The organism is Paraburkholderia sp. GAS38, assembly GCF_050434965.1.
GTDB lineage: Bacteria > Pseudomonadota > Gammaproteobacteria > Burkholderiales > Burkholderiaceae > Paraburkholderia > Paraburkholderia phenazinium_A.
The window spans coordinates 1-12,592 of the sequence record NZ_JBNDJO010000011.1 but is presented as its reverse complement, the minus strand read 5'-3'; the positions used below and the strand labels follow the sequence as shown (position 1 = coordinate 12,592).

12 protein-coding genes are annotated in these 12,592 nt (G+C 64.2%); 7 read left to right on the top strand and 5 right to left on the bottom strand.

Going from position 1 to position 12,592, the window contains the following annotated elements:
* The first annotated feature begins 107 nt into the window (after positions 1 to 107).
* The 6 genes from P3T42_RS23790 (at position 108) to P3T42_RS23765 (ending at position 6,535) form a co-directional block, all read left to right on the top strand.
* Positions 108 to 1,073, top strand: a complete 966-nt coding sequence (locus P3T42_RS23790; protein WP_429307423.1) for a LysR family transcriptional regulator — start codon at positions 108 to 110, stop codon at positions 1,071 to 1,073.
* A 195-nt stretch (positions 1,074 to 1,268) separates the two neighbouring features.
* Positions 1,269 to 1,949 (top strand): TetR/AcrR family transcriptional regulator, encoded by a 681-nt coding sequence (locus P3T42_RS23785; RefSeq protein ID WP_429307422.1) that lies wholly within the window; start codon positions 1,269 to 1,271, stop codon positions 1,947 to 1,949.
* A gap of 95 nt (positions 1,950 to 2,044) precedes the next feature.
* A complete protein-coding gene (locus tag P3T42_RS23780; RefSeq protein ID WP_429307421.1) occupies positions 2,045 to 3,865 on the top strand; it encodes an alkyl sulfatase dimerization domain-containing protein in 1,821 nt (606 codons plus the stop codon).
* A gap of 34 nt (positions 3,866 to 3,899) precedes the next feature.
* Positions 3,900 to 5,576 (top strand): long-chain-fatty-acid--CoA ligase, encoded by a 1,677-nt coding sequence (locus P3T42_RS23775; RefSeq protein WP_429307420.1) that lies wholly within the window; start codon positions 3,900 to 3,902, stop codon positions 5,574 to 5,576.
* Positions 5,577 to 5,688: 112 nt separating this feature from the next.
* Positions 5,689 to 6,075 (top strand): lactoylglutathione lyase, encoded by a 387-nt coding sequence (gloA, locus tag P3T42_RS23770; RefSeq protein ID WP_074300762.1) that lies wholly within the window; start codon positions 5,689 to 5,691, stop codon positions 6,073 to 6,075.
* Between the two features lie 61 nt (positions 6,076 to 6,136).
* Positions 6,137 to 6,535, top strand: coding sequence for a DUF4440 domain-containing protein (locus P3T42_RS23765; protein ID WP_074300761.1), 399 nt, complete (start codon positions 6,137 to 6,139; stop codon positions 6,533 to 6,535).
* Positions 6,536 to 6,600: 65 nt separating this feature from the next.
* Here the strand turns inward: P3T42_RS23765 and P3T42_RS23760 are convergent, their stop codons facing one another.
* The 5 genes from P3T42_RS23760 to glyQ are packed head-to-tail and all read right to left on the bottom strand — an operon-like array spanning position 6,601 to position 12,064.
* Positions 6,601 to 7,464 (bottom strand): M48 family metallopeptidase, encoded by an 864-nt coding sequence (locus P3T42_RS23760; protein WP_074300760.1) that lies wholly within the window; start codon positions 7,462 to 7,464, stop codon positions 6,601 to 6,603.
* A gap of 60 nt (positions 7,465 to 7,524) precedes the next feature.
* On the bottom strand, positions 7,525 to 8,283 hold the full coding sequence (locus tag P3T42_RS23755) for a lysophospholipid acyltransferase family protein (RefSeq protein WP_074300759.1): 759 nt from the start codon (positions 8,281 to 8,283) through the stop codon (positions 7,525 to 7,527).
* 40 nt (positions 8,284 to 8,323) lie between these two features.
* On the bottom strand, positions 8,324 to 8,884 hold the full coding sequence (gene gmhB, locus P3T42_RS23750) for a D-glycero-beta-D-manno-heptose 1,7-bisphosphate 7-phosphatase (RefSeq protein WP_074300758.1): 561 nt from the start codon (positions 8,882 to 8,884) through the stop codon (positions 8,324 to 8,326).
* A gap of 51 nt (positions 8,885 to 8,935) precedes the next feature.
* A complete protein-coding gene (gene glyS / locus P3T42_RS23745; protein WP_429307419.1) occupies positions 8,936 to 11,041 on the bottom strand; it encodes a glycine--tRNA ligase subunit beta in 2,106 nt (701 codons plus the stop codon).
* A gap of 15 nt (positions 11,042 to 11,056) precedes the next feature.
* A complete protein-coding gene (glyQ, locus tag P3T42_RS23740) occupies positions 11,057 to 12,064 on the bottom strand; it encodes a glycine--tRNA ligase subunit alpha (protein WP_074300756.1) in 1,008 nt (335 codons plus the stop codon).
* A gap of 286 nt (positions 12,065 to 12,350) precedes the next feature.
* Between glyQ and P3T42_RS23735 the strand changes: the two genes are divergently transcribed.
* A partial coding sequence (locus tag P3T42_RS23735) for an RHS repeat domain-containing protein (protein ID WP_429307418.1) occupies positions 12,351 to 12,592 on the top strand: 242 nt, incomplete at its 3' end.

The window sequence follows — 12,592 nt, the reverse complement described above, 5'->3', positions numbered from 1 at the left end:
CGACCTTTGCGGTCGTGCTGCCGTCCGGCATAGGCAAATGTTCGCCCATTTGAGGTGGTATAAGGGAATTATTCAAGTGCAATCTGGTTATTGGAACCTTGCAAAACATGCATGAGATCAATTCACGCCGACTCACCCACCTGATTGCGCTCGCGGAAGAGGGCAGCTTCGCGCGCGCCGCTGAGCGTGTCCATCTGAGCCAGCCGGCGCTTAGCCGCAGCATTCAGGCGCTGGAAGACGAACTGGGCATGAAGCTGTTCGACCGCGCCGCGCGCGGCGTGGCGATGACCGCGGCCGGGCGGCTGCTGGTCGAGCGGGCGCGCCGTGTGCTGTTCGAGACGCGCTGCCTGTTTCGCGACGTCGAACTGCTTAAGGCCCATGAACTCGGCGAGGTGCGCATCGGACTCGGTCCCTATCCGGCGGTCGTGCTGCTGCCCGATCTGCTGGTGGAGTTTTCGCGGCGCTTTCCGAAGATCAAAGTCTCGATCGAACTGGGCGAGGGCGACGCGCTGATCGGCAAGTTGCGCGCGGAGCAGATCGACTTCCTGGTGACGGACCGCCGGGTGCCGCCCGTGACGCCGGATGTCACGCTGCAGCGCTTGCCGCGCCACGACGGCGCGTGGTTTGCACGCCCCGGACACCCGCTGCTGGCACGCGGAGTCGTGCCGCTTACGGCCTTGCGCGACTTTCCGCTGGTGTCGGTGACGTTGCCCGCGTTCATGAAGGACGCGCTGCATCGCTTGCTGAAATACCGCGCTCACGAGCAGATTCCGTTGCAGGTGGAGTGCAACGACGTCGCCGTACTGAAGGACGTCGTGGCGCAGACGGATGCCGTGTTGTTCGCCACGGGTTCGTCGGTGCGGCGCGATCTCGAGATGCGGCGGCTGGCGCGCATCCCGCTCACCAACCCGCCGAAGCTGAGCCTCGAATTCGCGCTCGTGTACCTCGCGGAGCGCACGCCGTCGCCTGCGGCCAGTTCGGCGCTGGCGCTGACCGAGCAGATCATGGCCGAAGCCAATCGCGCAGCACAGCATCTGTTGCACGCCGACGCGCCGATTCAGGATTTACCCTGAGTGCGGTTGACAAAGCCAGGCTGATCCACGACGATCCGGAATCCAGATTCCGATTTTGAGGTCGCGGGTTTGGGTTTTGCTTTGCCGCAGCCTTGAATTGCGAATTGCGCCCGGGCCTGTCCTGCGTTTGCCTCAGCCGGCAGCCCGGATAGCGCGCACCGCGCCCCTCAGCCTTGACACGATGTTGAAAGCCGCATGACAAGCACGCCTCTTCGCAAGCGCGAATCCTCCTCCGCCATCGCGGCACCGCGTCAGACCCGCAGTCAGGTCGGCCTCGCGAACATGCTGCAAGCCGGGCGCGAGTTGATCGAGGCGAGCGGCAATCTCGACGATCTGTCCATCAACGATATCGTCGAACGCGCGGGCACTTCGATTGGTGCGTTCTACCGCCGCTTCGACAACAAGGATGCCTTTTTCGAGGTGGTGCAGGACCGGGTGATGGCCGAAGGGCTCGACTATGTGCGCGAGATTCTCGTGCGCGATCCGGTGTGGCGCTCCAACGATGCCGGCGCGCTCGCCGACGCTGTGGTGGCCTTCTACGTGCTGGTGTTCCGGCGCAATCGCGGGCTTTATCACGCCTCGCTGCTGCGCTCCTCGCAGCTCAAGCCGAGCTGGGACGCCGCCAAGGAGGCCAATCGCGAAGTGCTGGCGCTGCTCGCGCCGCGCCTCGTCGATGCCCTGCGTGCGGCGCGCGGTGCGCCCGCTTCGCAAGCGGCGGCGCTCGACTTCGAAGTGCGCGCGTCGGTCCAGATGATCAATGGCCTGCTGGTGAACAGCATCCTCAACGATCCGGGGCCGTTGTCGCTCGCGAGCCGCCGCCTGCGTCCGTGGCTGCAGACGGCATTTCGCCGCTGCCTCGGGCTGCCCGGCGGCTGATTTTTTTAAGCAAAAAACGGAATAAGAATTCCGTTTCCGATTTTTAAAGGCCGGCTGCCGATCGACGCGGCCAGCTTTCTTCGAGGAGACACTGCATGACCCGTTGTTGCCCCGCGACTGTTCGCAATCCTGCCTTCGATGCGCCGCATGTCGGCGAGCCGCTTGACGTCGCCTTCGATGCCGGCGTCAATCTCGCCTTCGCGATTGCCGCGCCGACGGTGCCGCCGCGTCTCACGGAACACTCGCGCCGGATGGCGCAGCGCATCTACCGCGTGGCCGAACGGGTGTATTGCGCGGTGGGCTACGCGATCGCGAACATCATCTTCGTGGTCGGCGACGACGGCATCGTGGTGGTGGATGCAACGGAAGCGGTGTCGGCGGCGAAGCGCATCTACGAAGACTTTTGTGCGATCGATCCGCGTCACGCCGGATTACCGGTGAAGGCAGTGGTCTACACGCATAACCACACGGATCACACCGGTGGCGTGCGCGCTTTCGTCGACGAAGCCGCGCTCGAAGCGGGGCGGGTCGAGATCATCGCCCACCGCACGCTGATGGACACCGTGATCAACAATGCCAACCTGGTCGCGCCGATTCTCGCCACCCGTTCCGCGTACAGCTTCGGTACGCTGCTGCCCGCCGGCGCGACCGGCAAGGTCAACGCCGGGATCGGGCCGGTGCTGATCGCCGAGCCGGCGAGCTTCTTCGCGCCCACGCGTGTGTTCGACGACGCGCTCGATATCGAATTGGCCGGCGTGCGCTTCCAGTTCCGCTACGCGCCGTCCGAAGCGGACGACGAGATCGTGATGTGGCTGCCGGATCTCGGTGTGCTGCTGTCGGCGGAAGTGATCCAGGGCGAGTGTCTCGCGAACGTCCATACGCTGCGTGGCACGCGCTATCGCGATCCGGTGCGCTGGTACCAGACCATCGATATGATGCGCGGCTTCGCCGCCGTCCACATGGTGCCGGCGCACGGCCGGCCGGTGTCGGGCGCCGCGGCGGTCGCGGAGGTGCTGACGGTGTATCGCGACGCTATCCAGTTCATCCACGATCAGACGATTCGCCACATGAACTTCGGCATGACGCCGGACGAACTCGCGGAAGCGATTCCCGCCTTGCCGCCGCATCTCGCGCAGCATGCGTGGCTCGGCGAGTACTACGGCACGGTGAAACATTCGGTGCGTCAGGTGTATTCGGGGCAACTCGGCTGGTTCGACGGCGATCCGGCCTCGCTCGATCCGTTGCCGCGCGGCGAACGCGCGCGCCGCACGGTCGAGATGATGGGCGGCACGGACACGGTGCGCGCCGCCGCGCGGGTCGCGCTCGGCGATGGCGACTGGCGCTGGGCCGCCGAACTGGCGACGTTGCTGGTGCGGCTCGACATCGACGATGCCGACGCCCGCAGCATCAAGGCCGAGGCGCTGCGCGAACTGGGCTATCGTACGGAGAATACCAACTGGCGCAACTGGTACCTGAGCGCGGCGCGTGAACTCGAACGCGCCTACGAGGATCTACCGTTTGCGGGCAGCGCGAGCCTGGCGTCCACCGACGTGTTGCGCGCCCAGCCGTTGCGCAATGTGTTCCAGCGCTTCAGCGTGTGCATCGATCCGGCCCGCTGCGCCGATCTGCATGCCACACTGGTGTTCCGCATTGCCGATCGCGACGAGGCCTACGCGCTCGAACTGCGCCGCGGCGTGTTGCAGGTCCATGAGCGGGCGCCGGCGACAGCGGATCTGCAACTCGCGCTCGACACGACGACTTTGTATGGACTGCTGCGCGATATCGCCGCGCAGTTGCCGGTTGGCCTCGAAAGCGGTGCGATTGCGCTGGAACGCGGCACGCGCGAGCAACTGCACGCATTCTTCGACAGTTTCGACCGGCCGGCGCGGCGCATGCCGGCGCTAGCTGGCCGCTAGTTTCCGCGAACCTGCACAAGGAGGGATGGAGGAGATGGAAAAGATCTGGTTGAAGTCCTATCCGCCTGGCGTGCCGACGGAGATCGATACGACGCAAATCGGCTCCGTCGCGGATCTGCTCGAGCGCAGCTTTCGCGAGCACGCGGCGGCCTGCGCTTTCGTCTGCATGGGGCGTGAACTGAGCTACGCGGAACTCGACGGCCAGTCGCGCTACCTCGCGGGCTGGTTTCAGGCGCAGGGTCTCGCGCGCGGCACGCGGATTGCCGTGATGCTGCCGAACCTGCTGCAGTATCCGGTGGCGATGGCGGCGATTCTGCGCGCGGGTTATGTCGTGGTGAACGTGAACCCGCTTTACACGCCGCGCGAACTCGAACATCAGTTGAACGATAGCGGGGCCGAGGCGATTGTCATACTCGACACGTTCACGGCCACCTTGCAAGCCGTGCAGGCGCGTACGGCAGTGCGGCATGTGGTGGTGACATCGATTGACGAGATGATGGGGGCGGCGCTATGTCTTGCTGACGACCCAGCGGTCGGCGAAGGCGCGTCGCCCTCGCCCTCGCACTCTCGCGTGAGTCTGGCCGACGCCCTCGTTCGCGGCGCAGAAGCGGGCTTCGCGCCGGTGCGGATCGCCGCTGACGAGGTCGCCGTGCTGCAGTACACGGGCGGCACGACAGGCGTATCGAAGGGCGCGACATTGCTGCATCGCAATCTGGTTGCCAACATCGTGCAATCCGAGGTGTGGCGCGAGCCGGCTTACCGTCATCGCAGCGATATCGGCCAGTACATCACCGCTGTCGCGCTGCCGCTGTACCACATCTTCGGCTTGACCGTCTGTGCCTTGCTGACGATGCGTTGCGGTGGCATGGGTGTCCTGATTCCGAATCCGCGCGACATCTCCGGCATGATCGAGACGCTGCGCGGCTACGCGATCAATTCGTTTCCCGGCGTGAACACGATGTACAACGCGCTGCTCAACGACCCGGCGTTTGCCACCCTCGACTTCTCGAAGCTGGTGCAGAGCACGGGTGGTGGCATGGCGGTGCAGCAAGCGGTCGCGCAACGCTGGCAAGCGGCGACGGGTGTGCCGATTGTCGAAGGGTACGGGCTGTCGGAGACCTCGCCATGCGCCACCACCAACCTGCCCACGGCCACGTCGTTCAGCGGCACGGTCGGCTTGCCGCTGCCGTCCACGGAGATATCGATTCGCGACGACGCCGGCAACGAGCTGCCGCTCGGCCAGCCCGGCGAAATCTGCATTCGCGGTCCGCAGGTGATGGCCGGCTACTGGAATCGCCCCGACGAAACCGCGCGCGCCATGACGCCGGATGGTTTCTTCAAATCGGGCGACGTCGGGGTGATGGACGAAGCCGGCTTCGTGAAGATCGTCGATCGCAAGAAGGACATGATTCTGGTGTCGGGCTTCAACGTCTACCCGAATGAGATCGAGGACGTGGTGGCCAGACATCCGGGCGTGTTCGAAGTGGTTGCGGTCGGCGTGCCGGACGAACTGGCGGGCGAAGTGGTCAAGCTCTTCATCGTCAAGCGCGATCCAGATCTGACTGAAATGGACATTTTCGCTTTCTGCAAGGAACAGCTCACCGGTTACAAGCGGCCCAGGTTCATTGCGTTTCGCACGGAGTTGCCGAAGACCAACGTCGGCAAGATCTTGCGGCGCATGTTGCGCGACGAGGCGCGCAAACCCACCTGACAGCGCGGTTGCGCAGGCGCCCGACGGGCCGGTGAACCCGTCGGGCCGCCAGCAATGTTGAGCGATTCCGGGTACATTTACGTCCTCGACATCAAGCAACGGGGAGTACACGATGCGCCTTCTACACACCATGCTCCGGGTGGGCAACCTGGACCGTTCCATCAAGTTCTACACCGAATTGCTCGGCATGAAATTGCTGCGCCGCCACGACTATCCGGAAGGCAAGTTCACGCTGGCCTTCGTCGGCTATGAGGACGAGAGCGACGGCACCGTCCTCGAACTCACGCACAACTGGGACACCGAATCGTACGATCTCGGCACCGGCTTCGGCCACCTTGCCGTGGAGGTCGAAGACGCCTACGCCGCCTGCGACAAGATCAAGGCGCAAGGCGGTACGGTTGTACGCGAGGCAGGTCCGATGAAGCACGGCACCACCGTGATCGCGTTCGTGACCGATCCGGACGGCTACAAGATCGAATTCATCCAGAAGAAAAAATAACCTTCGCGAGCGCGGTGCGCGCTGCGATGGTTTTCGCCGGCGGCAATCACGGACATGAGCGATGAGTGACGCAAATCCCTACTTCGAAGAAATCCAGGCCGTCAACGCCGAGGTTGAGGCGTGGTACAGCGGCGCGGCGCAAGCGGGTGCGCTCGATCGTTTGATGGCGCATTTTGCGCCGCATTTCTCGATGATCCTGCCGAACGGTGGAACGCTGGACTGGCCGACGCTGCGCGAGATTTTCGCGCAGCATGGCGGGCAGCGGCCGGACTTCGCCATCCAGATCACCGACAGCACAATCGTTACGCAGTATCCGGGCGGCGCGGTCGTGACGTATCACGAACGGCAGTCGGACGGTGAGGCGCGTCGCAATCTGCGGCGCTCCACTGCGGTGCTGGAAATGGACGCGCACGGCAAGGTGCAGTGGCGGCATCTGCAGGAAACCTTCTGCACGGAGTGAGCGGCATGGCGAAAAAAAGCGTCTTTTCACAAGACGCTTTTTTTGCTTCATGCACCGCTTTGGCCTCACAAGGTCGGCAACAACTCGGGCGGATGATGCTTGAGCGTCTGCCGCGCTTCGCGGAATTCCGGAAAGATCGATTCGACCGTCTGCCAGAAACGCGGGCTGTGATTCATCTCGCGCAGATGTGCGAGTTCGTGCGCGACGACGTAATCGATGATCGACAGCGGGAAGTGAATCAGCCGCCAGTTGAGGCGGATCTTGCCGTCGCTCGAACAACTGCCCCAACGCGTGGCCGCTGACGACAGCGCATAGGCGCGATAATTCACCCCCAGCTTCTCCGCGTAAATCGCGAGGCGCTCACCGAACAGGCGCTTGGCTTCGCCTTGCAGCCAACCCTGCACGCGATCCTTGATCTGCTGCGGATCGGCTTGCAGCGGCAACGGCAGGGCGAGCGCGGCTTGTGCGGCATCGAACGCGAGCGTGCCGCGCGGCGCACCCAGTGTGACGCGGACCGGCTGGCCGAGATACGGCACCTGGGCGCCGTCCTTCCAGTCGACGCGCGGCAGCGCGCGCTGCTCGACACGGGTTTGCCATTCGATCAGCTTCGTGAAGATCCAGCGCTGCTTCTCGCTGATGGCGGTCTCGATGTCCGCCAGCGTGACCCAACGTGGTGCGGTGATCATCAGCCCGCTGCTGTCGATCGCAAAACCGATCGAGCGGCGTGAAGAACGTTTGAGCTGGTAATGAAGGGTTTGCGTGCCGAGCGTCAGGCTGCGCAATTTCGAGCCGTCGGGCGCGCGGGCCGCGTCCGGCTTCTGCGATGAAGGCGGCGTGGACGGCGGGATTGCCGGCTCGGCGAAGAGCGGCAGATCGAGTTGCCGGCTATCGAGCGCCGCAGCGGGCTGCGGCGTAGGAGACTTCTGCATCGGTTTTCGGCTTCGCGCAATACGCGCTGGCGTAACAACGCCAGCGAGGTCGTGGGCGCGTCAGATTCGGGCGGCGGCGGGCGTGCTATCCGCAGCACGATAGGCGGCAGGATCAATGCGACGCATCTCGGCTTCGATCCACGTTTCGACGCGCGTGTTCACTTCATCGGGTGTGAGCCCCTTCGTGTCGATCGGCTTGCCGATCGACACTGTGACTATACCCGCATATTTGAGAAACGAGTTGCGCGGCCATACGCGCCCTGCGTTGTGCGCGATCGGCACCACGGGCGCACCGGTGGCCACGGCGAAGCGCGCGCCGCCGGTTTTGTACTTGCCCTGCGTGCCGGTGCGTGTGCGGGTACCTTCCGGAAACATGATGACCCAGGCGCCTTCTTCCATGCGCGCCTTGCCTTGCTTGATGACGGATTCGAACGCGTACTTGCCGTCCTTGCGGTTGATGTGGACCATCTTCAGCAAGCCGAGCGCCCAGCCGAAAAACGGCACGTACAGCAGTTCGCGCTTGAACACGTAGCACAGCGGCCGCGGCATCAGGGCGGGGAACGCGAGCGTCTCCCAGGCCGACTGGTGTTTGGAGAGCAGCACGGCCGGGCCGTCAGGCAGATTCTCGAAACCTTCGATGCGGTAGTCGATGCCGTTGAGCCGGCGCACCACCGCGAGTGTCGATGAACACCAGCCGGCCGCCATCCAGTAGCGGCGTTCGGCGCGCATGAAGGGGAAGGCGAGGAAGCAGGCGATCGCGTAGGGGATCGTGTAGACCACCAGGTAGATCAGCAGCAACAGCGAACGGAGGAAGCGCATCGGCGGGGGAGGTCAGGGTTAAGGACGCGCGCGGGCCGCGTCAATCTTGTTCTGTGGAGAGAAAGTCGAGCGCGAAGGCGCGCAGGTCGTCGTGGACCTTGGTGCCTTCAGGCAGGCCGCCCGCGGCGAGCGTCTTGCGGCCCTTGCCGGTCAACACCAGATGCGCCGGGAAGCCGAGCGCCGCTCCTGCCTGCAGGTCGCGCAGCGAGTCGCCCACCAGCGGTGTCTTGTACGGATCCGCTTCGAAACGCTCGACGATCATTTTCAGCATGCCGGGCTTCGGCTTGCGACACTCGCAGTGATCTTCGGCCGTGTGCGGGCAGAAGAACACGGCGTCGATGCGGCCGCCGACTGCCGCGACCATGCGGTGCATCTTCAGATGCATCGCGTTGAGCGCGTTCATGTCGAACAGACCACGCCCGATGCCCGACTGGTTCGTCGCGATCGCGACGCGATAGCCGGCCTGATTCAGCCGCGCGATCGCCTCGAGACTGCCGGGCAGCGCGACCCACTCGTCCGGCGACTTGATGAACGCGTCGGAGTCGACGTTGATCACGCCGTCGCGGTCGAGGACAACGACTTTTTTGGGAGGTGTCGGCATGGTTCGTCGGTTTGGTGGGGCGCTTGTTTGAGTCGCTGATTCTGGATGAGCTTACGCGGCTAGTCTGGAGATGTCCGCGACGCAGTTCATCTGCTGATGCAGTGCGCCGAGCAAGGCCAGACGGTTCGCGCGCAACGCCGGATCTTCGGCGTTGACCATCACGTCGTTGAAGAACGTGTCGACCGGTTCGCGCAACGCAGCCAGCGCGGTCAGCGCGCCTGTGTAGTCGTGCGCGGACAGTTGCGACTGGACGCGCGGCGCCACCTGTTCGAGCTGCGCGTAAAGCGCTTTTTCTGCCGCTTCGATCAGCAAGGCGGGTTGCACGCCGCCCACCGGTGCGCCATCCGATTTCTTCAGGATGTTCGAAATGCGCTTGTTCGCCGCGGCGAGCGAGGCCGCTTCGCTGAGCGCCGAGAATTCGCGCACGGCATCGAGACGCGCGACGATGTCGTTCAGGCGCGTGGGATTCAGCGCCAGCACGGCGTCGATTTCACCTGCGGAATAGCCGCGCTCGCGCAGCAGACCGCGCAGGCGGTCCATGCAGAATTCGTAGATGGCCTGGGTTGAATCGGCGACGTTCGGTACCGCAGCGAATTGCGCGTAAGCGGTGCGCAGCAGTTCGACGAGGTCGACCGGCAACTGCTTTTCCACGAGGATCCGCAGCACGCCGAGCGCATGACGCCGCAGTGCGAACGGATCTTTCTCGCCGGTTGGTTGCAGACCGATGCCCCAGATGCCGACCAGCGTTTCGAGCTTGTCGGCCAGTGCGACGACGGTGCCGGTTGCCGTGACCGGCAAGGCATCGCCGGAGAAGCGCGGCTGATAGTGTTCCGTGCACGCCAGCGCAACTTCTTCCGGCTCGCCGTCGTGGCGCGCGTAGTACGTGCCCATCGTGCCTTGCAGCTCGGGGAATTCGCCGACCATGTCGGTGATCAGGTCGGCCTTGGCCAGCAGCGCGGCGCGCCTGGCGAGCGCGGCATCTGCGCCCAGCAGCGCGGCAATCGCCCCGGCCAGCGCTTCGACACGTTCGACGCGTTGCAGCGCCGAGCCGAGCTTGTTGTGATACACGACGTTCGCGAGCAGCGGCACGCGTTCGGCGAGCGGCTTCTTCTTGTCCTGCTCGAAGAAGAACTTTGCGTCGGCCAGACGTGGGCGCACCACACGCTCGTTGCCTTCGACGATATCGCCCGGCGTTGCCGTCTCGATGTTCGAGACGATCAGGAAGCGCGAGCGCAGCTTGCCGGCGGCGTCGGTCAGCGCGAAGTATTTCTGGTTGGTCTGCATCGTCAGGATCAGACATTCCTGCGGTACCTGCAGGAACTCGTCCTCGAAGCGGCAGGTGTAGACCACCGGCCATTCGACCAGCGAAGTCACCTCGTCGAGCAGCGCTTCAGGCATCACCACCTGGTCGCCCTCAGCCTGCGCGAGCAGATGCGAGCGAATGGTTTCCTTGCGGTCCGCGAAGCTCGCCACCACACGGCCCTTGTGACGCAGCGTCTCAGCGTAGCTGTCGGCGTGCTGGATCTGCACGAAGCCTTCGGAGAGGAAGCGATGGCCGAGCGTGGTGTCGTCCGCGTCGATGCCGAGCGCGGAGACCGGCACGATCTGTTCGCCGTGCAAGGCGGTCAGGCGCTGCGCCGGACGCACGAACTGGATGTTGGTGCCGTCCGGACGCTGGTACGTCATGACCTTCGGAATGGGCAGCTTCGCGACTTTCAGCGTTTCGTCGAGCGCGGCTTGCAGGCCTTCGACGAGCGTCGCGCCCGGTGCGGCGTAGCGCAGGAAGAAGGCGTCGGCCTTGCCGTCGGAGGCACGTTCGAGATCGCTCACCTGGAAGTCAGGAAAGCCGAGCGCGGCGAGTTTCTTGGCGAGCGGCGCGGTGGGCTGGCCGTCTTTGTCCAGCGCGACCGAAACCGGCAGCACTTTTTCGCGCACGTGCTTTTCCGGCGCGACGCTGCGCACATTCTTGATGGTGACCGCGAGACGGCGTGGCGTGGCGTAGCGTTCGAACGACAGCTCGCCTTCGATCAGGTCGCGCGCCGCGAGGTGCTGGGCGATACCTTCGGCGAAAGCGTCGCCGAGACGCGCGAGCGCCTTGGGCGGCAATTCCTCGGTCAGCAGTTCGACGAGGAGGGTGGCGTGTTGGGGATGAGTCATCTGTTCGTGTTCTCGTCAGTCCGGGTCGATCTTGCGTTCGACTTTGAGCGGCGGAGCCCAGGCGGGCATCGCGGCGTCCTGTTCGTCGGTCGTGAGGCCGGGCACACCGTGGACCGGATTGCCGAGCATCGGGAAGCCGAGCTTCTCGCGCGATTCGTAGTAAGCCTGCGCCACCTGGCGCGACAGGTTACGAATGCGGCCGATATACGCCGCACGTTCCGTCACCGAGATCGCGCCGCGCGCGTCCAGCAGGTTGAACGTGTGGCCGGCCTTCAGCACCAGTTCGTAGGCCGGCAGCGCGAGCGGCACTTCCATCATGCGCTTCGCTTCGGCTTCGTAGCTGTTGAACATTGAGAACAGCAGTTCGGTGTTGGCGTACTCGAAGTTGTAGGTGGACTGCTCGACTTCGTTCTGGTGATACACGTCGCCGTACGACAGGCGGCGCAGTTCAGGACCGTTCGGGCCTTGCTCTTCCCACTCCGTCCAGACCAGGTCGTAGACGTTCTCGACCTTCTGCAGGTACATGGCGAGACGCTCGAGCCCGTAGGTGATTTCGCCGAGCACGGGCTTGCAGTCCAGACCGCCCACTTGCTGGAAGTAGGTGAACTGGGTGACTTCCATGCCGTTCAGCCAGACTTCCCAGCCGAGACCCCAGGCGCCGAGCGTGGGGTTTTCCCAGTCGTCTTCCACGAAGCGCACGTCGTTCTGCTTCAGGTCGAAACCGAGCGCTTCGAGCGAGCCGAGGTACAGGTCGAGGATGTTTTCCGGCGCCGGCTTCAACACCACCTGGTACTGGTAGTAGTGCTGCAGACGGTTCGGGTTCTCGCCGTAGCGGCCGTCCTTGGGGCGGCGCGACGGCTGCACGTAGGCGGCGCGCCACGGCTCGGGGCCGATCGCGCGCAGGAACGTGTGGACGTGGGAGGTCCCTGCGCCGACTTCCATATCGATAGGCTGGAGCAGCGCGCAACCCTGCTTGTCCCAATAGGATTGCAGCGTCAGGATGATTTGCTGAAACGTGAGCATGAAGTGCCTTTCGGGCATGGAGGCCGCGCCGCGGGCGCCGGGGCGCGCGAGGTGGCCGTGGAGCAAAGTGCTAAACCTTGGATTTTAACGGAAAGGGGGCGAGAGGAGGATTTTTGGGGGCCGGGTGGGTTGGGGACGGCTTGGCTTGTTGGGCTTGCGGCCTTCTGGCGGCGGTCGGGAATCTCCTACGCAATCTCAGCGCAGACCGATAGCGCCCCGTTTCGATAGTCGATATCTTTCTAAAACATTCAGTAAACCTTACTGTTTTTTGTTGGGGATGATGTCGATGGCCGTTCTTTACGCCCGGAAGCGGGTTGATGTTGCTGGGTCGCTCGGTGAGCCTGTGGCCGTTATCGGGCGCGTGGCCGGTGGATTCGCTGCGGTGTGCGTGCTGCTGTTTTCTTCGCTCTCCCATGCTGACGACATCACTTACGGCTACGACGCCGTGGGGCGTCTGACCTTGGTGACGGTGTCGGGCAACACCGCGTATTACGACTACGACGCGGCCGGCAATATCACCGCGATTCG